The organism is Shimia sagamensis (assembly GCF_900182745.1).
GTDB lineage: Bacteria > Pseudomonadota > Alphaproteobacteria > Rhodobacterales > Rhodobacteraceae > Shimia > Shimia sagamensis.
Genome location: NZ_FXTY01000004.1, coordinates 166,767 through 190,874, shown reverse-complemented (window position 1 = coordinate 190,874; position 24,108 = coordinate 166,767). Strand labels below are relative to the sequence as shown.

Sequence of the window (24,108 nt, the reverse complement as noted above, 5' to 3'; positions counted from 1 at the left end):
GCCTCTCGCCATTTGCAAAGCTATATTGCGTCGCAGAAACTTTCGCGAGCAGACCACATGAAACTCTTTGTAGGCCTCGGCAACCCGGGCTCCAAATACGCGCAGAACCGCCACAACATCGGCTTTATGGCGCTGGATCAGATCGCCTCTGATCACGGCTTTGCCCCTTTCAAAGGCAAATTCCAGGGCGCGCTCACAGAAGGTCGTTTGGGCCGCGAAAAGGTGCTTTTGCTGAAACCTGAAACCTTCATGAACCTGTCAGGGCAGTCAGTTGGTGAGGCCATGCGATTTTACAAACTCACACCGGATGACGTGGTCGTCTTTCATGATGAGCTCGATCTCAAACCCGGCAAGCTGAAATACAAAACGGGCGGCGGTCATGCCGGTCACAACGGGTTGCGCTCGATCCATCAGCACATTGGCGAGGCTTATGGCCGGGTGCGCATGGGAGTCGGCCACCCCGGCCGAAAAGACTTGGTCAGCCACTATGTGCTGCATGATTTTCACAAGATGGATCAGGATTGGCTCGATGACATGTTGCGTGGCATCTCTGAAGGCGCGGCCCATTTGGCGGAGGGCGACACCGCCAAATTCTCCAACGCGGTGGCCATGCGCCTGAACCCACCGCGCCCCTCCACCGGCAAAGCCAATCCAAACGTCAAGGACAAGCCGGAAGCCAAATCGGAGAAGCCGCAAGCCAACGCAAAGCCTCAAGCAGCCCCCGTCGAGGACACCCGCAGCGCCATGCAAAAACTCATGGACAAGTTCTCTTGAGCGCCCTGCGCACTGCATTTCTATCGCAAGCGAACAGCTGCGAGGCTTTGGACAGCCCCTTCATGGGGCGGCTGCTTCGTGTTCTGGCCGAACATTGGCCAGAGGACACAAGGCTCGCCGCCAAATGCGCGACTTTTGCAGGCGACATTAGTCCCAAAGGCCACAGCCTGCCGCTGCGCATCGCCGGTGGCCTGCACGCTTTGGTGCTACAAAACAAAGACGCGGGCCTCACCGCAGCCTACCCGCCCCATCACGCCAGTGACGCGGCGCTGCTTGAGGCCACGCTCGCTGCCCTACACACCCATGACACCTTTCTCACCAATTGGATCACCCACGCGCCGCAAACCAACGAAGTGCGCCGTTCCGCCGTTCTGATCGCCACCGCCCACTTGCTTACCAACCACATTGGGCTGCCGATCAAACTCTCCGAGCTGGGCGCCTCCGCCGGTCTAAACCTGATGTTTGATCAGTTCCATCTCGCTGTTGGCGACGGTTATGGACCGCAAAGTCCTGTTACACTGTCGCCCAGCTGGACCGGCCCGTTCCCACCACAAACCGACCTGACAATTGCCAACCGCCGGGGTGTGGATCTCAACCCGCTCAACAGCGCAGATCCCGACGACGCCCTGCGTTTGCAAAGTTACCTTTGGGCCGACCAAGAAGAGCGCCTGCTCCGCACCCAAGCCGCCATCGCGCTCAACACCGCAGAGCTCGACCAGGAAGACGCCATCACTTGGTTGGAGCATCGCCTTGCCGCTCCTAAAACTGATGAGCTGCACATGATCTACTCCACCGTGGCTTGGCAGTATTTTCCTGAGGAGCGCCAAAACCACGGCACTGCCTTGATGGATGCCGCCGGTGCGCAAGCCACCGAGGCCACGCCGCTCGCTTGGTTGTCTTACGAGGCCGACGACAACACCCACGGTGCCGCGCTCACCCTGCGCCTTTGGCCCGGCAACCACACGCTCCACTTAGGGCGTGCTGACTTCCACGGCCGTTGGGTAGAATGGGACGCTCCCACCAAGCTCCCCTAACGTCACCGTTGCCGCCCACCGCTGCTTAATGCTCAACTCCGTTCAACAATTCTAGGGAGGGGACCCCAACACATGCGCACCTTTGGAAAATGGCTTGGCCGCATTTTTTTGATGCTGATCCTGGCCGCGCTTTCGGTCTACGCACTCAAACGCGAAGAAATCACCCGCCTTCTGGCCGTGAACTCTTTGTTTTCAGAGGAGAAGATTATCTCCAACTTCTCCAACATGGACACGCTGTTCCTCGCCACCGAGATAGACAAAGGTGACACCCCGGTCAGCGTGCTGCCCAACGGCACCGATATGACCATGCCCGCCAGCTTTAACGCTTGGGCCAAAGACCGCACGGTGACCGGCATGGTGGTGCTCAAAGACGGGCAAAAAGTGCACGAAAGCTACTATCAGGACACCGCACCCGAAGACCTGCGGATCAGCTGGTCCGTGGCCAAATCCTACCTGTCATCCCTGATGGGCATTGTGATTTCCGAAGGCCTCATCGACATCAACGAACAGGTCACCACCTATGTGCCGCTGCTCAAAGGCACTGCCTATGATGGCGCCAGCGTGCTCAACGTGTTGCAGATGTCCTCCGGCGTGACCTTTGACGAGGACTACCTCGATTTCAAAAGTGATATCAATCGCATGGGCCGCGTACTTGCCATGGGCGGCACCATGGACGGCTTTGCTGCTGGCCTCACCGAAACGTTTGTCGAACCCGGCAAACAGTTCCAATACGTGTCGATAGATACCCATGTGTTGGGCATGATCATCCGAGGCGCCACCGGCCGTTCTATCCCCGAATTGCTGTCCGACAAAATCATCACCAAACTTGGCTACGAGCAGAGCCCTCTCTACGTCACCGACGGCGAAGGCGTGGCTTTTGTGCTGGGCGGTCTCAACATCCGCACCCGCGATTATGCTCGTTTTGGTCAGATGGTCTTGCAAAACGGTGAGTATAACGGTGCACAAGTGGTCCCCGCAGACTGGCTTGCCGCTGCCACCGTGCCCAGCGCCAACACCAAAGAAGGCAAGCTGCACTATGGCTACCAATGGTGGATGCCCAAAGACCCGCGTGAAGGCGAGTTCTTCGGCATCGGCGTTTACGGCCAATACATCTACATCAACCGCCCCCACGGCGTGGTGATCGCGGTGAACTCCGCCGACCGCAAATTCAAGGAAAGCGGCGTGACAGATGGCAACATCGCCTTGTTCCGAGAGATCGCCGAAACAGCGGGCGGGTAAGGCGTCTGGAAAACCCAAATGGAAAGCCGCGCGTCTCCCTGAAATGCGCGGCTTTTTGATTAGTCGACCCGTCCAGGCAAGGATAGGTCACCAGAGGCTACGTCAAACACATCCGTCACACAAAGCAGCGGTGCGTGCACACTTTCATTCACGCGAAGCGCGGCAGTCACCCCATCATAGGACGCGCCTTCTGCACCGCCCATAATCGCGGCGTTCACGGTAATCTCGGGTCCATCAAACACTGGCGTGAAACCAGGACTGTCCAGCAAAATCGGAAATCCTGGCCAAGTTGCTGGCAGGTTTGGTGTTGCACCCTCGGGAATGTCCTTCACGGCAAGAGCTCCTTCTCCACAAGCTTCTGTGGGCGCTAACACCACCCAGTGACTGTGCCACACCCCGCCGTCATTGCCAGTGTCCCCATCAAGATTTTCATCGTACAGCGGCGTGTCGTCAAAGTCTGGATGGCTGGTCGCGGCCATCGCCAGAATGCCCGCCCCTTCATCAAATCCCACAACGCTGGGATCAAGAGATGTTGGCCACACATAAGACCAGACATCTGCCCCGCCAACAGCCCCATTGACGGCCGGTTTATCTGCGCCAGCGATACCATTCGTGGTCATGTGGAAAGTCACTGTGTTGCCTGAGCGATGAACATGCGCCGCGAGGATATCAAAGGCCTCAACGACACCAACTTTGGCTTCTGAGGTTACAGCGTCGGCCTGATGGGTGGCGTGGTTGCCTCCAGCAAGTGCAGCGGAAGCGAAAACGCCGGAAACAGCGCTGAGTAAAATAGGTCTGAACATTTTGGTCTCCATTGGATATCAACGATCCGACATCTAGTAGCGACTCGCTATTATTGCAAGTGTAGTTTCGACTCGCTACACTGGGCGTATGACCAAAGACGTTCTTATCCGCGAACTCATCGTTCGATTGGCCCGCCTCAACGCGTCCCAAACGTGGCATGGAGACCTCAACCCGGCACAGGTTTCTGCGCTGAAGTATCTCTCCCGCGCCAATCGGTTTTCGCGCTCGCCGTCCCATGTCGCCGAATACCTCGGAACCACACGAGGCACGATGTCTCAGACACTCAAAGCACTGGATCGAAAGGGATATCTGTCCGAAAACAGATCAGAAACCGATAAGAGGTCGATATCCTATGATCTCACCCAGGAAGGCACTCGCGCCGCGCTGCACCCAGCCGCGCTCGACCCGATGCTCTCAGATCTCCCCGAAGACGAGCAGAAATCCCTGGAGCAAACTTTAACCAATACGTTGATTTCCTTGCTCACAAAAAACGGCGGCAAGGCGTTTGGGGTGTGCAAGACCTGTCGTCACCATCAGCAGAAACAGAGCATGCCGTATTGCAATCTTCTGCAACTGCCGCTGGAGCCGGTCGAGGCCGAACAAATTTGCCACGAGCAAGAACCAGCCTAAACGGCCGCTCCCCACATGCCCTACTCCCTTATGGCCGCAACGATACAACACTGGCGCATTTTGGCGCTTTAGTGCACCCGCGCACCCTGTCGGACCAGTTCCACTTGGATATCCGTGATATTCAACGCTTCCAGCGCCCGCCCCTGCTGCACGCTCAGCGCTGCTGCCACGCCAGCCCCCTGCCCAATCACGGCACAGCACGCCATATTACGCGTCGCCGCATGGGCCACCTTATGCCCGGCTGTGGCGCGGCCTGAGATCATCAGGTTCTTCACGCCTTGAGGCAAAAGATTGCGGTATGGCACCTCAAAATAGCGCCCCGTTGTGGGCAGGATCAAAATGCCGTAGCCGTCGATAAATTCCGGGAAAATCCCAATGCTGTCCTCAAACCGCCCCTGCTCGCGCACATCCAGCTCCGACATGCGGTAGACCGTGTCCACCTTGCGAGTATCGCGAACACCCAAACTCATGCCAAAGTTCCGCAGCCGCGCATTTTCACACCCCGGCATGAAGTGTTTGAGCGCCTCAATCGCCAGCATCGCCTGCTTGCGGCCCTCAATCTCCCCCGCCGTCAAACTGTCCGGATCCGTCCCGTCGATACCCGCCAGATGCACCAGGTTCATGTAGGTCATCTCACCACTGTCATGCACAGCGCCCCAAGTGCCTGCGATGGTATTGAGATGCGGTGGGATCAATCCAGCTTTTATGGCCTGCGCAAACGGCTTGTGCAGAAACGGTGAGAACATCTCATCCTCCTTGCCAGAGGTCTCAATGTTCCATTCGCCACCGCCACCCCAATCGGCATAGGTCTGCGGATCGGCCTTCACGCCTTCCATAAAGGCCTTTTTGTCCACGCCTGCGAGGTGGAACATCACCGAGGCCGCCATCAGATCTTCCCTTGGGGCCATCTGGCATGAAACACCTGCACGATGGGCAATATCCGCGTCGCCCGTGGCGTCAATCACCACCTTGGCCAATATGGCTTCACGCCCTGCCTTGGACTCCGTGATGATGCCTTTGATCTCATCGCCGTCCATAATTGGCGCCACAAAGGCCCGGTGCAGCATCGGGTGAATACCGGCTTGCTCCACCATGTGATCCGCAACCAGTTTGAACCCCTCACTGTCAATCTCATAGCTCAGTGATTGGCTCTCCGGCACCGCAGCGCCTGCTTCTTTGGCGGCGTCCTCAAACTCCTTGGGAATGCCCATACTCTCCACGGTCTGCTCATGACGATACCAATGCATGCCTTCGACACCCACGGTTGTGATGCTGCCACCAAAACAGCCAAACCGCTCCACAAGCGTGACCTCCACACCAGCGCGTGCCGCCGCAAGTGCAGCTGACAATCCGCCGGGGCCGGAGCCCACAACCAGCACTTCGGTTTCATGGATCACATCAATCTGGCGGGCGGGTTCAAGAATCTGTTTCATGCGCCCATGCTCCACCGTGCAACTCGAGCGGTCAATCCAAACCTGTATGACCATTTAAGTTTTTCCAGCCCATCACGGCGCCAACACCGTTGCTTGCGGCAATCGCCCTATGCCAAAGTCGGGCCATGGTAGAAAAAGACAGCTCCGTGAATGTGCTGGGCGACACGCTCGCATCCTGTTCCACTGACCCTCTGACCGGATTTTTCCGCGACGGAGCGTGCAACACTTGTGATCAGGATCAAGGCAGTCACACCGTCTGCGCCGTCATGACCGCCGAGTTTCTGGCCTATTCCAAATATGTTGGCAATGATCTCTCGACACCGCGGCCAAACTTCAACTTTGTTGGCCTGAAACCGGGGGAATCATGGTGCCTCTGCGCCGCCCGCTTCCTGCAAGCCCATGACGAAGGCTGCGCCCCCAAGGTCAACCTCGCCGCCACTCATGTCCGCGCTTTAGACATTGTGCCACTGCGCGTCTTGCAAGAGCACGATGTCACCCAAGCCAGCTGACCCGCAACTCAGATCAACACGCTAAGTGTCGACGTCTTCCGCCAACAAGTCCTCCAAAAACAAGCTGAGCAGCTGTGTCCGTCCACTGACCCCTGCCTTGCGGTAAATTGCATTGCTTTGGGCTTTCACGGTGCCGTCAGATGTGTTGCGCAACGCCGCAATCTCCTGAATCGACATACCTTTTATGGTGAATAACGCCACGTCCCGCTCAGCCGGCGTCAGAGACCACACCTGAAACGTCGCCTCTAGATGCTCCCGAAACGCACTCTGAACCCCTCGCAGGCTCTCCTCCACCTGCGCCTTCTGCGCCAGCGTGCGTCGCAGCGCCAGCCAGCCCAGAACAACACCCAGCAACAACCCCAAAGAGGCGCCAATTTCCAGTAGCTCTCGGGTTTGCCAACTGATCGGAGACGACCGCGCCCCAACCACTGTCAGCGTGATGTCCGCGACAAAGAAAAACGCACAGACCCCCTGCAAGGCCACCAGCGCAAAAAGTAAAAACGGCCGGTTCACGCGGTCGACCTCATAAGCACAGCACGACCACAGTTTCTAGTCATCGTCATCACCATCATCATCGTCGTCGTCGTCATCACCGTCGTCGTCGTCATCACCGTCGTCATCATTATCGTCGTCACCACCGCCGTGGTCGTCTTCATCACGGTCATCGCCATCGTCGCGATCTTCGTCATCATCGTCATCATCGTCGTCACGGTCTTCTTCTCTGTCCCGCCGGGTCCCTGCGCGATCTTCTTGGTCGTCTTCTTCGCGCACGCCTCCGCCCAGCAGCCAGCCACCGCTGCCAGGTGAGTCTTCATCCCAGTAGTCCCGCAGAATTTCCCCGGTCCGGGGATTGAAAATAATCTCCCGTTCCCGCCCTTCACGCAGCGCCTCAACCCGCACACGCCCGAGGAAGGTGCGAGAGACCTTGATCTGGCCAAAACCCTGATCGGCAAGTTGGCGTGTGATTGCATCCACACGACCATCCGCCAGAGCTGGAGTTGCCAGGCATGCGCTCACGACAGCAAGTACGGAAAGCGTTTTGACCAATTTTTTCATACATTTATTCCAACAAAAACCGGCGCCAACCAATGCCAGCGCCGGTGGGTTGCGGTGATGGTCCCTCGTAATTCCCTATCACGAAGTTCTATGGCAATCACGCCGCAATCAGGCCAAAGGCCTGGTTTTAGTCGTCATCTTCTTCGTCGTCTCCATCGCCATCATCGTCATCATCTTCTTCATCATCGTCATCTTCTTCATCATCGTTATCACGGGCGTCGTCGTCATCGCTGGCGTCATCCTCGCCTTCATCGTCTTCGCTATCGTCGTCTTCGCTATCGTCATCATCATCGTCGTCATGATCATCATCGTCGTCGTGATCATCATCGTCGTCGTGATCATCGTCATTGTCGTCATCATGATCATCATCGCCGTCTTCATCATCATCGTCTTCGTCATCGTCCTCGCCGTCATACTCTCCATGTCGCAGCAACTCTTCACCTGCCACCTCGTAGAGACTTTCAATAGACAGGCCATCCTTGTTGGAGCGCACTGTGAGGACACCATCCTTGACCGTAACAGTCACATCAGAATAGCCCGCACGCTCAAACGAAAGTTCAACCCGGTTTTTAAAGGAATCCGCAAAGGCGGTGGTGGATAGGCCAAGCGCGACAGCGGTGGAGGTCAAAAGCAGACGTGTCATAAAATGTCCTTTGTCAGTTGGGGCCACATGAACCCATGCGGCATTGCCCCTCCTGTTTTTCTGATTGGGCACACGACCGCCATTGTCACAAAGTTTAATCCCCCCCTCATTCACTGCGCGTTTAGGCCTCTAAACTTAGGTTTAGGGGCTCTACAGCACAAATCGACGGCGCTCACGCAAGGTGTGTCCCTCTGATTTTGTGGGGTTTGCGCCGTACGCATTGGAGGGCAACCCACCAGAAAGTCCCAACAAGAGCTCCCCCAACAGACCCTTTGTAACTAACTTAACGCGGTACTCGGTCAACACGGCTTCGGCTTCAACCGGCTCTTGCACCGTATCCATTGCAACCGACAAGCTCGGTCCCTTTGCCAGGCGCCTTATGCCAGCCGAAGATTTTGACTGTAGTCTTGGGCGCCTTCTAACCGACATTTTACCCACTCTCAAATTCCGCCCTGACTTGCGCAACTATGCTACCCGTACGCGCGCTTCAATTAATGTGCTTCTGCAGGCCCAAAACTTAGCGAAGTGCTCTCTCTGGCAGCATCAGGTACAGAGTTTGCGGCGCCCCACCTGTTTTACTTGCCACAATCTTCAGCTGCCCTTCGGTCAGTATGAACTCAATGTCCAGATATCCCTGTGCCTGCATGGAGGCGACAATCCGTTCTGCCAGTTTTTTGGCGCGGCTCATCATGGAAGGCTGCACTGCGGGTGTGTTCATAAATGCCATGAGATGTCCTTTCCTAAAGGCTTTGCGGGCGGCGCAATCCAATTGCTTCTGGCCCTCTTTTCATGATGTTTGAAACCTGCCCCTTTTTTTGTGCGCATCAGTTCACCGCAGCACACTTTGGTATAGGCAGCCCTGCCCAAAGCAAAAAGAGCGCTCCAAAGAGCGCTCTATTCCATCATTCCATAAGGTGGGTTTAGTCCGCCGCGCGGCCTTCGGTGTCGGACATATCAAACCCAAGATGCCGCGCCACGGTCTGCACATCTTTGTCGCCACGCCCACACATGTTCATCACCAGAATATGATCCTTTGGCAATGTGGGCGCGATCTTCATCACATGTGCCAGCGCGTGGCATGGTTCCAGCGCCGGAATGATACCTTCCATCGAACAGGAGAACTGGAACGCCTCCAGCGCCTCTTTGTCTGTGATCGACACATACTGCGCGCGACCAATGTCGTTCAGCCAGCTGTGCTCCGGCCCAATGCCCGGATAGTCCAGACCTGCTGAAATCGAATAGCCCTCAAGGATTTGACCATCGTCATCCTGCAACAGATAGGTGCGGTTGCCATGCAACACGCCCGGGCGTCCGCCAGAGAGCGAGGCACAGTGTTCCATCTTCGCATTCACACCACGACCACCGGCCTCTACACCAATGATGTTGACCGATTTCTCATCCAGGAACGGGTAAAACAGCCCAATCGCATTTGAACCGCCACCAATCGCCGCAATCACCGTGTCCGGCAGACGGCCTTCACCTTCCTGCTCCGCCAACTGCCAGCGTACTTCTTTGCCGATGATCGACTGGAAGTCGCGCACCATCGCCGGATAGGGGTGCGGACCCGCCGCTGTGCCGATGCAGTAGAACGTGTCGTTCACGTTGGTCACCCAATCACGCAGCGCATCATTCATCGCGTCCTTGAGCGTGCCACGACCGGAGGTCACTGGCACCACTTCCGCGCCCAGCAGGCGCATCCGGAACACGTTTGGCGCCTGACGCTGCACATCATGCGCGCCCATGTAAACAACACATTTGAGGCCAAACTTCGCACAGACGGTTGCGGTTGCCACACCGTGCTGACCCGCACCGGTTTCGGCAATGATCCGCGTCTTACCCATGCGGCGTGCCAGAATAATCTGGCCCAACACGTTGTTCACCTTATGCGCGCCGGTGTGGTTCAACTCGTCCCGCTTCAGGTAGATCTTCGCACCACCCAACTCTTCGGTCATACGAGAGGCATAATACAGCGGGCTAGGACGGCCCACATAGTGTTTCCACAAATCATCCATCTCGGCCCAGAAACTGTCATCGTCCTTGGCCTTTTCATACTCCGCTTCCAGTTCAAGGATCAGCGGCATCAGCGTTTCGCTGACAAAGCGCCCGCCAAAGTCGCCAAACCGGCCATTTTCATCGGGGCCGGTCATAAAGCTGTTGAAAAGATCGTTGGACATATGCGTCTCTCCCTTGCGTCGCAGATACCTAAAACGCCGCAAGGGGGACGCGCAAGCGCAAACAGCGCTTGATTGCATGGCTGGCCCTGTGAGGGTACGCCACCACTCAGGGCTTGGACGTCAATAGCGATGCCACCGCCTCCAATGCCGCACGAATGGGTGGATCGTGCCGCGCCTCATGATGGCACACCAGCCACTCATCATGGCTGAGTTCAGGAATGATCGGTCCAACCTGTTTCAAACCCTGTACGTCTTTAGCCACAAAGGTCGGCATCACCACCCGCCCGACACCGGCCACTGCCAAATCCACCAGCGTGCCCTCCTCGCAGGCGGTTGTGATGATCTCAGCCCCATGTTGCTCCCGAACCCAGCGCACAGACGGTGTCAACGGCCCATCCGCACTGAGCGCAACAAACCCCCTCACATCGTCTGAGGCGGCATAGACCGCAAATTCGACTTTGGATGTGCGCCGCCCCGCCAACCACGGCTGATCCGGCCTGCGACTGCGTATCCCGATGTCCGCATCCCGACGGGCGATATCCAGCATTCGAGTGCTTTCAACAAACTCCAGTCGCCACGGATCGTCCTTATCCCACACCTGCGCCAACCGCCGCGCCAAATAAGACGCCGTCCAAGCGCCAGCAGTCACCCTTACCCGCACCGCATCCGGTTGCCCCAGGCTGCGCATCAGCCGCGCTTGGACATCTTTGAGATCCTGTAATTGCTCCAAAACCGCGCGTCCCTCCGCGGTCAACGCATAGCCTCGCGGCCCACGCTCAAACAATTTGCGCCCCATTTGCCGCTCTAAGGCAGTCATCTTGCGGCTGATTGTCGGCACAGTGGCTCCGGTCCGGCGCGCCGCCCCCGCCAAACCGCCTTCTCGGGCCACGTCCACAAACAGACTCAGATCATCCAGAGACGGCAATTGTTCCATTTTTGAAATCAAACTCTCATTTAAGCACTCTAATAATGGAAGCTCAAAATCGGCAGAGTGGTCAAGCCCAAACACAGCGTGAGGCTTTCCGATGAATTTCTATCTCCTCCCTAGCCGACCCACTGAGCCACAGCCCATGTCCAGCTACGCCAAAGAACGCGAGATCTTCCTCGCCAAGGCGCAGGCATTAAAAAAGCGCCGGCAACTGCGGCGCTTTGCAATGCTCAAACTCTGGCTGCGCGATCCGCGCCGCGCGTCACAGCGCGTTCTCAACCGCTTTCATAAAGGCGCGGATCATGCCAATGTCCTTCACCCCCGGCGCGCTTTCGACACCTGACGAGAGATCCAATTGACGTGCACCGGTCATCTTGACCGCCTCGGCGACGTTGTCAGCAGTCAAACCACCGGCCAACATCCAGGGACGTGGCCAATACTTACGGTTCACCAAACGCCAATCAAATGACAGCCCATTGCCGCCCGGCAGCTCCGCAGTCTTTGGCGGTTTGGCATCCACCAACAGCTGATCTGCCACCGCGCCGTAAGTGTCGATCTTGGCCACGTCTTCCGCATCGGCAATGCCAATCGCCTTCATCACCGGCAATCCAAAGCGCGTCCGCACCTCAGCCACCCGCTCCGGGGATTCACTGCCATGCAACTGCAACATATCCAGCGGAACCGTCTCGACCAGCTTATCCAGAAACGCATCATCCGCATTCACGGTCAGCGCCACCTTGGCGACGCCCACGGGGGCCTCGACCGCCAAATCACGCGCCTGCGCAATGCCAACGTTGCGCGGTGACTTCTCAAAGAAGACAAACCCAACATAGGCCGCACCAGCTTCCGCCGCAGCAGCCACATGGGCAGGCTCTTTCAGTCCGCAAATTTTGACCCGAATATCCATGGTGTGGATCTACCCGACCTTTCGGTCAATGCAAAGCGCTCAGCTTGCCTCATCCAAAAGCGTCAGCACTTCGTCTTTCTTCTCCGCTTCGCGGCCTTTCAGACGACGTACTTCACGCTGGGATTTGTGCAGCTCTTTCTGCGCCTTGGTCTTATCCGCCCGATGACGGTGCTCACGCAACCATTCCCAAACAAACCCAATGATCACACCGAAAACGATGGCGATAAAGATCACCGCAAACAACGGCAGCTGAATGGCGTGGTTGAGCCCAAGTAAATCACTCACCGCGCCGGGCAACAGCGTGAGAGTCACAATATCACGGTTTGCCAAGGCAACCGCAATCAACACGACAGCCAAGCCGCCGAGAAATGCATAGCGAATGTAGCGCATAGCTTACTTTCCGTTCAAACGATCCCGCAAAAGCTTGCCGGTCTTGAAAAACGGCACGTGCTTTTCTTCCACTTCCACCGATTCACCCGTGCGCGGATTGCGTCCAACGCGGGCTTCCCGCTGTTTGACGGAGAACGCGCCAAAGCCCCGCAGCTCAACACGGTCGCCGCGGCTCATTGCTTCGGTGACCTCCTCAAAAATCGTATTTACGATGCGCTCGACGTCGCGCTGGTAGAGGTGTGGGTTTTCGTCTGCGATTTTCTGAATCAATTCCGAACGGATCATCGGTGTCTATCTCCCTGAGGGCGTGCAGGTCTTTTCGCATGCATCTAATTGACTATAAGAAGAAAGATGAAGAACGGAAATGAATTGTCCGCCCCTGTTGGTGGAAATCCGCTCAATTCAACGGTTTTTTCGCCATAACAGCCTCGCAACCCTATGATTTCCGGCAGCGGGCTATGGTATTCCCTACATTGCCCGTCTTGCCGCGGTGCAGAGAAGCCATTGATTCGCAACAGAAAGCCAATCCAGTTTTCTCAGTGCATCTTCGCCTTAATCCGGCGCACCATGGCCCAGACTCCCAACACGACAACAGGTGTCAGCACGGCCAAAACCACGCCTTTGCTCACACCCAGCGGTGTTGCCAACGGATAGACCAAATAACCCGCCAACGAGACCGCGTAGTAACTGATCGCCACCACCGACAGGCCTTCCACAGTCTCTTGCAAACGCAACGCCAAGTCCGCCCGCCGGTCCATGCTTTCCAAAAGCGATTGGTTCTGCGCAGAACGCGCCACCTCCACTTTGGTCCGCAACAGCTGCGCTGCGCGCCCCACCCGCTCGGCCAACGACTGCAAGCGGCTCTCACTGTGGTTCACCGTGCGCATCGCTGGATCATAGCGTCGCGTCATGAATTCACTAAACGTCTGGCGCCCATGAAACCGCTCTTCGCGCAGAATTTTGATCCGCTGCTGCACAATGCTCTCGTAGGCACTGGTCGCGCCAAACCGAAACGACGTATCTGCAATCAAACGCTCCACATCGCCGGACAACTCCAGCAAAGCCTGCAGCGTTTCCGCAGCATCATCCCGGTCGCTGCGCAAATGGCCCATCAAACGTCCTGCGTCCGTTTCCAAGGCCCCAAGCTCCCGCGAAATCGCCTTCACCCGGAAATAGCCCAACATCGACATACATTTGTAGGTTTCAATCTCACATAAGCGCTGCACCACGCGCCCGACACGACGCGCCCCGGTTTCCGGCGCCACAAACACCGCCATGTTCTGATGCCCGTTGGCAGCAATACGGAAATCCGTGGCCACAACACAGGTTCGATCCAACACATAATTTGCTGCCACTGTCTCAGGTAAAAACCACTCATAAACTTGCGAGATCATCTGCTCGTCGCTGGGCATGTTTTCCACCCGGATCATCGCCGAAGTCACCCGCTGTCCCGGTGCAGCTTCCAACCAGTCTTCGGGAAACACATCCAGATCAGCTGGGTCAAACGCCCGCGTGCTCACCTGTGGCAGGAACATCGTGTAGGTCACAAACTCCGCATGCTGCTCCCACTTCAGCGTGTCTCGGCCAATTTGACAGGTAAAATGTGTCGCGCCCGGTTGGGGATGGGGCGCGCCAAATCGGTCCAATAAATCATAGAGGTGCTCCAGCTCTGCCGCCGTATCCACGCCCACCTGATCCTGCGGAATGCGCCAGGCGATATAAACCGCGCGGCACGGCGCGGTGAGTGTCGGAAACGGACGCGCGTGAAGTTCATTGGCCAGTTTGTAGCGCAACGGATGGTCTTGAATGGCGGACATGCTCTTCTCCTGATCGCGCCAAACTTACTCAACCGGTTACGAATGTAAATGTTTTTGTTGATTTTCAAAGACTTGCTGGAATACCACCGCATACCAAAGACATAGCTCAAATGAGATCGCTAACATTTGACGTCTTGCTCTCTTCAAATTCCCCGCCTATCCCTTACGTCGCGGTCCGCCTTTGGGCCGCAACGTTCTCAGGGCGGGGTGAAATTCCCCACCGGCGGTAAGCAGCGCAGCTGTAAGCCCGCGAGCGGCATCTTTTAGACGCGTCCACAGCCCGAAAAGTGGGTACCGGTTTTCGGACCAAGCTGTGGAGCCAACAAAGATGTGTCAGCAGATCAGGTGCAATTCCTGAGCCGACGGTCACAGTCCGGATGGAAGAGAGCGGGAAGAAACTGAGCAGAGCTGGCAACGGCGCTGTTTGGCTTGTCCTGTTTTGCCTTGAGTTGTGAGCGCAGACGAAAGGACAACGCCATGACTCGCATTTTCACCAAAACTCGCCCGGCCACCGCCGGGGCTTTTCTTATGATCTTTGCTGGCCTCCTGTTCGCATTGGTCAACACCATTGTACAATGGGGCACGATGAAAATGGGCCTGCCACCAACCCGCGTGGCCTTCTGGCAATATCTGATTGCCACGCTCTGGCTTGTGCCATGGATTGTCCTCAAATCCCCCGAAGCGCTGCGCACCGCCGCCTTGCCCAAACACCTATTGCGGGTTGGCTGTGCGGTGATAGGCGTGCAGCTTTGGGTCACCGGACTGGCATATGTGCCTATCTGGCAAGCAATTGCCCTGATTATGCTCTCGCCCTTCTTTGTCACGGTACTTGCGGGGCTTTGGCTCGGCGAACACGTCTCGGCACACCGTTGGGTGGCCGTGGTCACAGGCTTCATCGGCGGCATGATCATTCTCGCGCCGTGGTCTGACGCCTTTACACCCCATGCGCTTTATCCTGTTGGCGCGGCCATCTTCTGGGGGCTCACCAGCCTGATGACCAAACAAATGAGCAGCACCGAAAGCCCGGCCACGCTCACGCTTTACTTGTTGCTGCTGCTCACCCCGATCAACGCCGGCCTCGCGCTGGAGACAGGCCTAGGCTTTGAGGGCATCACCGCCGGTGTTCTGTTGGTTGGCGCAGGTCTTTGCACCGCCATTGCTCAATACGCCTTGGCCCGCGCCTACAGCATCACCGACGCAGCTTACCTGCAACCGTTTGATCACCTCAAACTGCCATTCAACATTGGACTCGGATTGGTGGTCTTTGGCTATGCGCCGCCCGGCAGCCTGTGGCTCGGCGCCGCTCTGATTGTCGGGGCATCCTTTGCGCTTCTGCGCCAAGAAGCCCGTCTGCAAACCGCCTAAAGGGGCGCTGCCCCTGCCACAGCAAGCTGTGTCTACCCCGGGATATTTCAAGAATGAGAAAGCGACAGGAGCCAACGCGCCGCAAGCTTCTCATTCACCAGATACCCCTCCGGAGGCTTCCGTCATGTCCGCCTCCACCGCCGCATATAAAAAAGGGCGCCCCATTCTAGGGCGCCCTTTCCACTTTCTATGGCAAAGATCGATTACTCGATCATGCCCAGCAACTTATCGAGGCTGGCTTTCGCGTCACCATAGAACATGCGTGTGTTCTCTTTAAAGAACAGCGGGTTTTCGATGCCGGAGTAGCCGGTACCCTGACCACGCTTAGATACAAACACCTGCTTGGCTTTCCAGCACTCCAGAACCGGCATACCCGCGATGGGGCTGTTCGGATCTTCTTGGGCTGCCGGGTTCACGATGTCGTTGGACCCAATCACGATGGCCACATCCGTTTCCGGGAAGTCATCATTGATTTCGTCCATCTCCAGCACGATGTCATACGGCACCTTGGCTTCGGCCAGGAGCACGTTCATGTGCCCAGGCAGACGCCCCGCAACCGGGTGGATTGCAAAACGCACGTTTTTGCCCTTGGCACGCAGGCGACGGGTCAACTCCGCCACGTTCTGCTGTGCCTGTGCCACCGCCATGCCGTAACCTGGGATGATCACAACGCTGTCCGCATCTTCCAGCGCGCTGGCCACACCATCCGCTTCAATCGCAATCTGCTCACCTTCAACTTCCATCGCAGGACCAGTGGTCCCACCAAAGCCGCCAAGGATCACCGACACAAAGGAGCGGTTCATCGCTTTACACATGATGTAGGACAGAATTGCACCGGAGGAGCCCACAAGCGCACCCACCACAATCAGCAGATCGTTGCCCAGGGAGAAACCAATCGCCGCAGCGGCCCAACCGGAGTAGCTGTTCAGCATCGAGACAACCACCGGCATGTCAGCACCACCGATGCCCATGATCAGGTGATAGCCAATGAACAGCGCCGCAAGTGTCAGGATCAACAGCGGGAAGAACCCACCAGTGTTCAGATACCAGATCAAGCACAGCACCGAGAGGCCCGCCGCGCCAGCGTTGAGCATGTGGCCACCGGGCAGTTTTTCGGCGTTGGAGCTCACCTTGCCGGACAGTTTGCCATAAGCAATCAGAGAGCCGGTAAAGGTCACCGCCCCAATCCAGACACCAAGGCTCAGCTCAACCAGCAAAATGCTGATCTCCACGCCGGACTTCTTGGCAATCAACTTACCAAAGGTGCCCAGCTCTTTCACCGCATCCGGACCCGCCGCCACAGCTTCCGCTGCGTTGCCAATCTCAAAATGCGCATTGAGACCCACAAACACCGCAGCCAGACCAACCAGCGCGTGCATGCCAGCCACAAGTTCCGGCATCTGGGTCATCTCGACCTTGCTGGCCAGTTGGTAGCCGATGAAGCCACCACCTGCGATCAGCGGAACGGACAGCCACCACAGCCCCGCACCGGGGCCGATGAGTGTCGCAAACACAGCCAGCGCCATGCCGGAAATGCCGTACCACACTGCGCGCTTGGCGCTTTCTTGATTGCTCAGCCCCCCCAAGGAGAGGATGAAGAGCACTGCCGCAACAACGTATGCCGCGGTTGTAAAACCGTATTCCATCGCTCGACCTCCTTAGGATTTCTGGAACATGGCGAGCATGCGCCGTGTCACGAGGAAACCGCCGAAGATATTGATCCCGGCCATGAATACTGAAAGCGCCGCGAGCAGGATCACAAGGAAGCTGCCAGAGCCAATCTGCATGAGTGCCCCCAAGATGATGATCGAGGAGATCGCGTTGGTCACAGCCATCAGCGGTGTGTGCAGCGAGTGCGCCACGCCCCAGATCACCTGGAAGCCCACAAAACACGCCAATGCAAACACAATGAAGTGCTGCATAAAGCTGGCTGGTGCCACCAGCCCCAGCAACAGGATCAAGGCCCCGCCACCACCCAGCAACATCACCTGCTGCTTGGTCTGCGCCTTAAACGCCGCCACTTCGGCCGCGCGTTTTTCTTCCGGTGTCAGTTCCGGCACCACTTCTTTTGGCTTGGCTGCAATCGCCTGCACCTTTGGAGGGGGCGGTGGGAAAGTGATGTCACCCTCAAAGGTCACCGTTGCCCCGCGGATCACATCGTCTTCCATGTCGTGATTGATCTGACCGTCTTTTTCAGGGGTCAGGTCGGTCATCATGTGACGGATGTTGGTTGCATAAAGCGTCGAAGACTGCGCCGCCATACGGGATGGGAAGTCGGTGTAGCCGATGATGGTCACGCCATTCTCGGTTACAATCTTCTCGTCCATCACGGTCAGCTTACAGTTGCCGCCTTTTTCCGCTGCCAGATCGACAATCACCGAACCCGGCTTCATCGCCGCAACCATATCTTCGGTCCACAACTCAGGCGCTTCGCGGTTTGGGATCAACGCGGTGGTAATCACAATGTCCACGTCTGGTGCCAGCTCGCGGAATTTTGCAAGCTGCGCTTCGCGGAACTCAGGGCTCGACACCGACGCATAGCCACCCGAGGCTGCGCCATCGGCCTGCTCTTCCTCAAAGTCGAGGTAAACAAACTCGGCGCCCATCGATTCAACCTGCTCCGCCACTTCCGGACGCACGTCAAACGCAAGGGTGATGGCCCCCAACGAGGTGGATGTGCCAATCGCGGCCAATCCGGCCACACCAGCGCCCACAACCAAGACCTTCGCAGGCGGCACTTTGCCTGCGGCGGTGATCTGACCGGTGAAGAACCGGCCAAAGTTGTTGCCTGCCTCGATCACTGCGCGGTAACCCGCGATGTTGGCCATAGAGGACAGCGCGTCCATTTTCTGCGCGCGCGAAATGCGTGGCACCATTTCCATGGCAATCACGTTGGCGCCTTTGGCCTTGGCCGCGTCCATGCCATCTTCGTTCCCAGCTGGGTTGAAGAAGGAGATCAGCGTCTTGTCTTTGGTCAGGCGCTTGAGCTCAGTCGCATCCGGCTGACGCACTTTGGCGACAATGTCAGATGCTTTCCAAAGCGCGGCTGCGGTCTTGATGACCTCAACCCCGGCAGCCTCATATGTGGCGTCCGAAAATCCTGCACCGGCACCGGCACCACTTTCAATGGCGCACTCATATCCGAGCTTCTGGAGCTGTTTGGCCGAGTCCGGAGTCATCGCGACCCGGTTCTCACCGTCAAACACCTCTTTTGGTGTACCTATCTTCACCTGTCTTATCCCCCTTCAGAGTCAGAGCAATAATGTTTCACGCAGACCGTGCTGCACTTGCATAATGTTTTAACGCCACCTGAATTGCTGCACAAGCAAACAAACAATGGCCCGTATTTCTGCGACGCAACGGCATCACACCCACCTGCGCACTTTCTCGCAATAACGCGCAAAATCCATCCGAAATGTCTTCCGCAGGCGATTTTCTTCTGGAATGACAAAGCGTTTTTCCAAAATCCACAGGAACACCGGCACCAAAGGCAGGGCCAGCACCGCATCCCAATAGAGGATGAAACCCGCAAGGATCATCACATCAGCGAGATAGATCGGGTTGCGACTGCGCTTGAAAATGCCACTTTGAACAAGGCGCGCACTGTCGTTGTGGGGATGAATTGTGGTTTGATGCCGCCGCATCTCCATCACCGCCAACGCGGTCAACACCACGCCCCCGCCCACAAGCAACCCGCCAAGAAGATCAGCCCAAACCGGCCCAAAGCTCAATCCATATGTCCACCGCGTGGATTGAACCCACGCAAATGCCAGTGCCGCCAAAAGCCACACTGGTGGAATATCAAGAGACCGCACTAATTTCATGGGAGTGTCCTTGTCAAAAACACGTCAGATCCACGGCAAGGCCGCAGACCTGAAATTGGTATTGTCTTTGCGCGTCGTCGCATCATGCCTCTTGGTTTAACGATCCGTCGATACACTGCAACGATACAGACCCGCCGTGCGTCAAAAAGGGCCAGAAAACCGCATGTCGCGCCCCAAATAAGACAGGCGTTTTGTCCGAAATGCCAATTTGAGCGGTTTTTCCGCATTCCCGCTCGGACATTTTGACCCTCCTGGCTGCCTTTGTGACCCTGCGGCGCAATCAACCAGAACGCTTGTTCGGTCTTATCCGCGCGCTAAGGTGATCCCAACACAGCATTGGGAGAGCGACATGTCACTATCGGGGAAACACGCATTGGTCACCGGCGGCGGCACCGGCATTGGCCTTGCCATCGCCAAGGCACTGGCCGCCGAGGGTGCCCAAGTCACCATCACCGGCCGTCGCCTCAACGTACTGGAAGAGGCCGCCAGTGACGGTCTGTTTCCGCTAGCTATGGATGTGGCCGATGAGGCCTCGGTGGTCGACGGCGTTGCAGCCGCTGTGGCTGCACGCGGTCCGATTCAAATCTGCGTCGCCAATGCCGGAATTGCCGAAGGCCGCGCCCTGCACAAAACCGACATGGCATTTTGGCGCAAGATGATGTCGATCAACATCGACGGTGTGTTTCTCACCATTCGCGAGAGCCTCAAATCGATGAACCAAACCGACTGGGGCCGCGTCATGGTGATCTCTTCGATCGCCGGTCTTCGCGGATTGAAAGGCGCGCCTGCCTACTCCACCTCCAAACACGCGGTAAACGGCATGATCAAATCTTTGGCCGCGGACTATGCGCTAAAGCCCATCACCTTCAACGCCATATGTCCCGCCTATGTCGAAACCGCGATCATCGATCAAAATATCGAAAGCATCATGGCCCGCACCGGTTGTTCCGAGGAAGAAGCCCGCCACATGATGGTGGGCGTGAACCCGCACGGCCGCCTGATCAAACCCGAAGAGGTCGCTCACACCGCACTCTATCTCTGCTCCGACATGGCAGATTCCGTGCGTGGGCAAACGCTGCAAGTGGCTGGCGGTGAAATGTAGACACAACACGCAGACGACAATGCGGGAGCGTCCCGGCTCCCGCTCCCACATCCTGCTTTGCCTTTCCAAACCACAAATTCCACCGTATGGCTTAGAGACCCTACCCCACATTTCATTCTCCGGAGCGCCGCGTGCCTGTCAAAACCCACCAGTTTGCCGATTGCAGCCCAACCCGCGCGGAGATTGAACAAGCCAGCCGAACTGAACGTCCGCACACCGTCACCCGCTGCACCTTGGAGGGCCAGGATCTGTCCGATCTCGATCTTACTGGTTGGCGGTTTGAGGCTTGCAATCTGTCCCAAGCCTCTTTCAAAAGTGCCACGCTTGAAGACGTCATTTTAAAGGGATGCCGCGCCGGCGGTCTCTCGCTTCAGGGCGTCAATTTTTCGGACGGCACAATCGATGGCGGTGATTTCAGCAACGCCAACCTGCGTGGTGCCACTCTCACCCATTCAAAATTCCACAATTGCAAAATGACCGGGGCTGATCTCAGAGAAACCCACACCATTGGCATTGAGTTTGAAGATGTGTTGTTGGCCCTCGCGGTTCTGCCCAAATTCTCGTTTCGCAAGATGACCCTCAAACGGGTGGATTTTACCGACGCTGACATGAGCCAATGTGATTTTCGCGACGCCGTGTTTGAGGATTGTTCGCTGCGGGATACGCACCTTATCGACAGCCGATTTGAAAATGCCGATCTGCGCGGCGCGGACTTGGGCGGGATCAAGCTGTCCGACTTAAGGCGCTTTAAAGGCGCTATCCTGTCCAAGCAACAAGCTGCGATCTTGCTTGGACAATTGGGTTTGCGGGTTCACTAAATAGCCCAAGGGGCCGCCTCTCCAGACAAGCCTTCTGAGGCGCAGGACCGGACAACTCGCTTTCCTCGCGGGCCGGCAAAATGTGAGGAAAAGTTCTCGTGTCCGAAATTGTGGGCGCTCTCAAGGCGTCTCGGTGATGCCCGTCAAAACCAATGTCTCACGCGCAACCCGCTTCAGTAATTAAGCTTTACGATCGATCATCCACCGCCGTACGCTTCCATTACTTCCACAAATTCCGAGGGTCGCAACCTAAATACTGCTACACCCCCCTCCTTTTAAGACTTCTTTGGACCAAATCACATTCCGGCTGAACTGGAAATCGCCAGCGAAACTATACAAATCCAGTCTTTCAGCGAGCAATCAGGAGAACGCGCATGAGCAATGTTTTAGTAATAGGTGGCGACGGCTTTTGCGGCTGGCCGACCTCCCTCTATCTCAGCGAACAAGGCTACAACGTCACCATCGTCGACAACCTGTCGCGCCGCAAGATCGACAACCGCTTGGGCGTGGTCAGCCTGACACCGATCAAATCTACTCAGGAACGTATTGAGGCCTGGAAAGAGGTCAGCGGCAAGACCATCAATTTTGTTGAGCTGGACGTGGCACAAGAGTTCGACGATCTGGCGATTCTACTCGGCGAGCTGAAACCTGACGCAGTGGTGCATTTTGGCGAGCAACGATCCGCCCCCTACTCCATGCGTGGCGCTTGCCCCAAACGGTACACCGTCGACAACAATATCAACGCCACCCACAATTTGCTGGCCGCACTTGTTCTGTTGGATCTCGACGCACACGTCGTGCACCTCGGCACCATGGGGGTGTATGGCTACGACGGCGCAGGGCTGGAAATTCCGGAAGGGTATCAACAAATCATGGTGCGCGGTGATGAAAACGTCATCCACAACCGCGAAATCCTGTACCCATCCAATCCCGGCAGCATCTACCACATGACCAAGACCATGGATCAGCTGATGTTCCAGTTCTACGCCAAGAACGACGGCATCCGCGTGACCGATCTGCACCAAGGTATTGTCTGGGGAACTCAGACTGATGAGACCCGCCGCGACGAGCGGCTGATCAACCGTTTTGCCTATGATGGCGACTACGGCACCGTCCTCAATCGCTTCCTGATGCAGGCCGCCATCGGCTACCCGCTCACCGTGCACGGCACCGGCGGACAAACCCGCGCCTTCATTCACATCCGCGACACTGTGCGTTGTGTCGAACTGGCTATCTCCAACCCACCCGAAAAAGGTGACCGCCCGGTCATCCGCAACCAAATGACTGAAACCCACCGCGTGCGGGAGCTCGCAGATTTGGTGGCACGCCTGACTGGTGCCAAAGTGGCTATGGTGGACAACCCACGCAAAGAGGCGGCAGAAAACGACCTGCGCGTGTCAAATGCCAGCTTCCTTAAGCTAGGCCTCAATCCGACAACACTTGCCGAAGGCTTGTTGTCGGACACCTATCAGGTTGCTCAAAAATACGCAGATCGGATCAACCGGGATCGGGTCGCAGCCGCCACCACCTGGACCAAAAACCAGAAACCTGGTGTTGTCACTGTGGAAGCTCTCGAAGAGGGCAAAGCGCGGGGCGACACAGGTGACGTTGCACAAATTCAAGACAGCGCCTGATAGCCAAATCGGTTAGGGGCTAGGAAGAGACCAAGCCCCTAACCGTTCTTAACCCAGCCCGCTGACCGCGTTAACCAAAACATATTCCAGTTTTACGGACTGTCGTGAAACAGTCGCAATACAGACGTGATACCGACGCCCAAATTGCTGCAATGTTTGACGTTAAACTTTAGGCAGACTTGAGCATGGACCGCGCTTCTTGCCCATGTGCCCAGGCCCGTACGGCGTCGCCAAAGGCCTCAAACAAAGGGCGGCTGACCGGATCATTGGCCGCATCCCATTCCGGATGCCACTGCACCGACATTGTGAACCCCGGCGCACCCTCAATATAGATCGCCTCTGGCGTTTCATCAGGCGCATAACCATCTATAATCACACGACTTCCCGCGCGCTTGATGCCCTGCCCGTGCAGCGTGTTGGTCATCACTTTCTGACTGCCAAACAAGTGATGGAACGGACCATTCTCACCAAATTCCACCGTATGTCGCAGCGCAAACTTCTCTTCCAACGTGCCATCCGGCGGCATGCGATGATTGTCCCGCCCCGGCAGGTCGCGAATTTCCGGATACAGGCTGCCACCCATAGCAACATTAACCTCCTGAAATCCCCGGCAAATCCCCATAAACGGTTGCCCAGATTCCACACAGGCCCGCACCAATGGCAGCACAATCGCATCCCGCGCCCGGTCAAACTCCCCATGCGCCGCCGTCGCCGCCTCGCCATATTCCTCGGGGTGCACATTGGGGCGTCCGCCAGTCAGCAGAAAGCCATCACATTGCGCCAGCAATTCTTCGACGGAGACAAACCGTGGATCAGCCGGGATCAACAGCGGCATACAGCCCGAAACCCCTGAAATCGCTTCGGAATTCATGGTCCCTCCGGCATGTGCCGGATATTGGTCATTGATCAGATATTGGTTGCCGATGATCCCGACGACAGGACGCGTCATACTGGCCTCTTAGTCTTGTTGCGCAGGTAACCATAGGACGCGTCTCCCAAATGAGAAAGCCCCCAAAACGCAAAGAAA

25 protein-coding genes and 1 riboswitch are annotated in these 24,108 nt (G+C 56.9%); of the genes, 9 read left to right on the top strand and 16 right to left on the bottom strand.

Annotated features, from left to right (window positions below; translation table 11 throughout):
- Positions 1 to 57: 57 nt before the first annotated feature.
- The 3 genes from pth to QOL67_RS11740 all read left to right on the top strand — a co-directional run bounded on the left by pth (position 58) and on the right by QOL67_RS11740 (position 3,047).
- Positions 58 to 774 carry an aminoacyl-tRNA hydrolase gene (gene pth, locus QOL67_RS11750; RefSeq protein WP_283426160.1) on the top strand — a complete coding sequence of 239 codons (717 nt, stop codon included), beginning with the start codon at positions 58 to 60 and terminating at the stop codon, positions 772 to 774.
- Positions 771 to 1,808 (top strand): DUF2332 domain-containing protein, encoded by a 1,038-nt coding sequence (locus tag QOL67_RS11745; protein WP_283426159.1) that lies wholly within the window; start codon positions 771 to 773, stop codon positions 1,806 to 1,808. Before pth ends, QOL67_RS11745 begins: the two co-directional genes overlap by 4 nt.
- 72 nt (positions 1,809 to 1,880) lie before the next feature.
- A complete protein-coding gene (locus tag QOL67_RS11740; RefSeq protein ID WP_283426158.1) occupies positions 1,881 to 3,047 on the top strand; it encodes a serine hydrolase domain-containing protein in 1,167 nt (388 codons plus the stop codon).
- Between the two features lie 59 nt (positions 3,048 to 3,106).
- Here QOL67_RS11740 and QOL67_RS11735 read toward each other — a convergent pair whose 3' ends face one another.
- Positions 3,107 to 3,850 (bottom strand): hypothetical protein, encoded by a 744-nt coding sequence (locus tag QOL67_RS11735; RefSeq protein WP_283426157.1) that lies wholly within the window; start codon positions 3,848 to 3,850, stop codon positions 3,107 to 3,109.
- A gap of 88 nt (positions 3,851 to 3,938) precedes the next feature.
- Here QOL67_RS11735 and QOL67_RS11730 point away from each other — a divergent pair, with 88 nt between their 5' ends.
- Positions 3,939 to 4,481, top strand: coding sequence for a MarR family winged helix-turn-helix transcriptional regulator (locus tag QOL67_RS11730; protein ID WP_283426156.1), 543 nt, complete (start codon positions 3,939 to 3,941; stop codon positions 4,479 to 4,481).
- A gap of 68 nt (positions 4,482 to 4,549) precedes the next feature.
- On the opposite strand, the gene QOL67_RS11725 is transcribed toward QOL67_RS11730, so the two are convergent.
- Positions 4,550 to 5,914 carry an FAD-dependent oxidoreductase gene (locus tag QOL67_RS11725; RefSeq protein WP_283426155.1) on the bottom strand — a complete coding sequence of 455 codons (1,365 nt, stop codon included), beginning with the start codon at positions 5,912 to 5,914 and terminating at the stop codon, positions 4,550 to 4,552.
- Between the two features lie 125 nt (positions 5,915 to 6,039).
- Between QOL67_RS11725 and QOL67_RS11720 the strand changes: the two genes are divergently transcribed.
- A complete protein-coding gene (locus QOL67_RS11720) occupies positions 6,040 to 6,423 on the top strand; it encodes a DUF2237 family protein (RefSeq protein WP_283426154.1) in 384 nt (127 codons plus the stop codon).
- Between the two features lie 21 nt (positions 6,424 to 6,444).
- Here the strand turns inward: QOL67_RS11720 and QOL67_RS11715 are convergent, their stop codons facing one another.
- The 10 genes from QOL67_RS11715 to QOL67_RS11670 form a co-directional block, all read right to left on the bottom strand.
- On the bottom strand, positions 6,445 to 6,936 hold the full coding sequence (locus QOL67_RS11715) for a helix-turn-helix transcriptional regulator (RefSeq protein ID WP_283426153.1): 492 nt from the start codon (positions 6,934 to 6,936) through the stop codon (positions 6,445 to 6,447).
- A gap of 36 nt (positions 6,937 to 6,972) precedes the next feature.
- On the bottom strand, positions 6,973 to 7,479 hold the full coding sequence (locus tag QOL67_RS11710; protein ID WP_283426152.1) for a hypothetical protein: 507 nt from the start codon (positions 7,477 to 7,479) through the stop codon (positions 6,973 to 6,975).
- A gap of 127 nt (positions 7,480 to 7,606) precedes the next feature.
- Positions 7,607 to 8,122 carry a hypothetical protein gene (locus QOL67_RS11705; RefSeq protein WP_283426151.1) on the bottom strand — a complete coding sequence of 172 codons (516 nt, stop codon included), beginning with the start codon at positions 8,120 to 8,122 and terminating at the stop codon, positions 7,607 to 7,609.
- 517 nt (positions 8,123 to 8,639) lie between these two features.
- Positions 8,640 to 8,849 carry a hypothetical protein gene (locus tag QOL67_RS11700; protein ID WP_283426150.1) on the bottom strand — a complete coding sequence of 70 codons (210 nt, stop codon included), beginning with the start codon at positions 8,847 to 8,849 and terminating at the stop codon, positions 8,640 to 8,642.
- Positions 8,850 to 9,042: 193 nt separating this feature from the next.
- The gene (gene trpB / locus QOL67_RS11695) at positions 9,043 to 10,296 is read right to left on the bottom strand and encodes a tryptophan synthase subunit beta (RefSeq protein WP_283426149.1); all 1,254 of its coding nucleotides are present in this window, start codon (positions 10,294 to 10,296) and stop codon (positions 9,043 to 9,045) included.
- 106 nt (positions 10,297 to 10,402) lie between these two features.
- Positions 10,403 to 11,230 (bottom strand): LysR family transcriptional regulator, encoded by an 828-nt coding sequence (locus QOL67_RS11690; RefSeq protein ID WP_283426148.1) that lies wholly within the window; start codon positions 11,228 to 11,230, stop codon positions 10,403 to 10,405.
- A gap of 256 nt (positions 11,231 to 11,486) precedes the next feature.
- Entirely contained in the window at positions 11,487 to 12,131 is a 645-nt protein-coding gene (locus tag QOL67_RS11685) for a phosphoribosylanthranilate isomerase (protein WP_283426147.1), read from the bottom strand.
- A gap of 39 nt (positions 12,132 to 12,170) precedes the next feature.
- Entirely contained in the window at positions 12,171 to 12,521 is a 351-nt protein-coding gene (locus QOL67_RS11680; RefSeq protein ID WP_283426146.1) for a LapA family protein, read from the bottom strand.
- A gap of 3 nt (positions 12,522 to 12,524) precedes the next feature.
- Positions 12,525 to 12,806 (bottom strand): integration host factor subunit beta, encoded by a 282-nt coding sequence (gene ihfB / locus QOL67_RS11675; RefSeq protein WP_283426145.1) that lies wholly within the window; start codon positions 12,804 to 12,806, stop codon positions 12,525 to 12,527.
- Between the two features lie 251 nt (positions 12,807 to 13,057).
- The gene (locus tag QOL67_RS11670) at positions 13,058 to 14,338 is read right to left on the bottom strand and encodes a DUF3422 family protein (protein WP_283426144.1); all 1,281 of its coding nucleotides are present in this window, start codon (positions 14,336 to 14,338) and stop codon (positions 13,058 to 13,060) included.
- A 189-nt stretch (positions 14,339 to 14,527) separates the two neighbouring features.
- Positions 14,528 to 14,731: riboswitch (FMN riboswitch) on the top strand.
- Between the two features lie 84 nt (positions 14,732 to 14,815).
- On the opposite strand from QOL67_RS11670, the gene QOL67_RS11665 reads away from it, so the two are divergent.
- The gene (locus QOL67_RS11665; protein ID WP_283426143.1) at positions 14,816 to 15,703 is read left to right on the top strand and encodes a DMT family transporter; all 888 of its coding nucleotides are present in this window, start codon (positions 14,816 to 14,818) and stop codon (positions 15,701 to 15,703) included.
- Positions 15,704 to 15,906: 203 nt separating this feature from the next.
- Here QOL67_RS11665 and QOL67_RS11660 read toward each other — a convergent pair whose 3' ends face one another.
- The 3 genes from QOL67_RS11660 to QOL67_RS11650 form a co-directional block, all read right to left on the bottom strand.
- On the bottom strand, positions 15,907 to 17,349 hold the full coding sequence (locus QOL67_RS11660) for an NAD(P)(+) transhydrogenase (Re/Si-specific) subunit beta (RefSeq protein WP_283426142.1): 1,443 nt from the start codon (positions 17,347 to 17,349) through the stop codon (positions 15,907 to 15,909).
- 12 nt (positions 17,350 to 17,361) lie between these two features.
- Positions 17,362 to 18,933 carry a Re/Si-specific NAD(P)(+) transhydrogenase subunit alpha gene (locus QOL67_RS11655; protein WP_283426141.1) on the bottom strand — a complete coding sequence of 524 codons (1,572 nt, stop codon included), beginning with the start codon at positions 18,931 to 18,933 and terminating at the stop codon, positions 17,362 to 17,364.
- Between the two features lie 135 nt (positions 18,934 to 19,068).
- Positions 19,069 to 19,527 carry a methyltransferase family protein gene (locus QOL67_RS11650; RefSeq protein WP_283426140.1) on the bottom strand — a complete coding sequence of 153 codons (459 nt, stop codon included), beginning with the start codon at positions 19,525 to 19,527 and terminating at the stop codon, positions 19,069 to 19,071.
- A gap of 349 nt (positions 19,528 to 19,876) precedes the next feature.
- On the opposite strand from QOL67_RS11650, the gene QOL67_RS11645 reads away from it, so the two are divergent.
- The 3 genes from QOL67_RS11645 to QOL67_RS11635 all read left to right on the top strand — a co-directional run bounded on the left by QOL67_RS11645 (position 19,877) and on the right by QOL67_RS11635 (position 23,081).
- A complete protein-coding gene (locus tag QOL67_RS11645; RefSeq protein ID WP_283426139.1) occupies positions 19,877 to 20,629 on the top strand; it encodes an SDR family NAD(P)-dependent oxidoreductase in 753 nt (250 codons plus the stop codon).
- Positions 20,630 to 20,760: 131 nt separating this feature from the next.
- Positions 20,761 to 21,447 (top strand): pentapeptide repeat-containing protein, encoded by a 687-nt coding sequence (locus QOL67_RS11640; RefSeq protein WP_283426138.1) that lies wholly within the window; start codon positions 20,761 to 20,763, stop codon positions 21,445 to 21,447.
- 374 nt (positions 21,448 to 21,821) lie between these two features.
- Complete coding sequence (locus QOL67_RS11635; protein WP_283426137.1) at positions 21,822 to 23,081, top strand: NAD-dependent epimerase/dehydratase family protein; 1,260 nt, start codon at positions 21,822 to 21,824, stop codon at positions 23,079 to 23,081.
- A 169-nt stretch (positions 23,082 to 23,250) separates the two neighbouring features.
- Here the strand turns inward: QOL67_RS11635 and QOL67_RS11630 are convergent, their stop codons facing one another.
- Positions 23,251 to 24,030: a gamma-glutamyl-gamma-aminobutyrate hydrolase family protein gene (locus QOL67_RS11630; RefSeq protein WP_283426136.1), complete on the bottom strand. Its 780-nt coding sequence runs from the start codon at positions 24,028 to 24,030 to the stop codon at positions 23,251 to 23,253.
- Positions 24,031 to 24,108 lie beyond the last annotated feature (78 nt).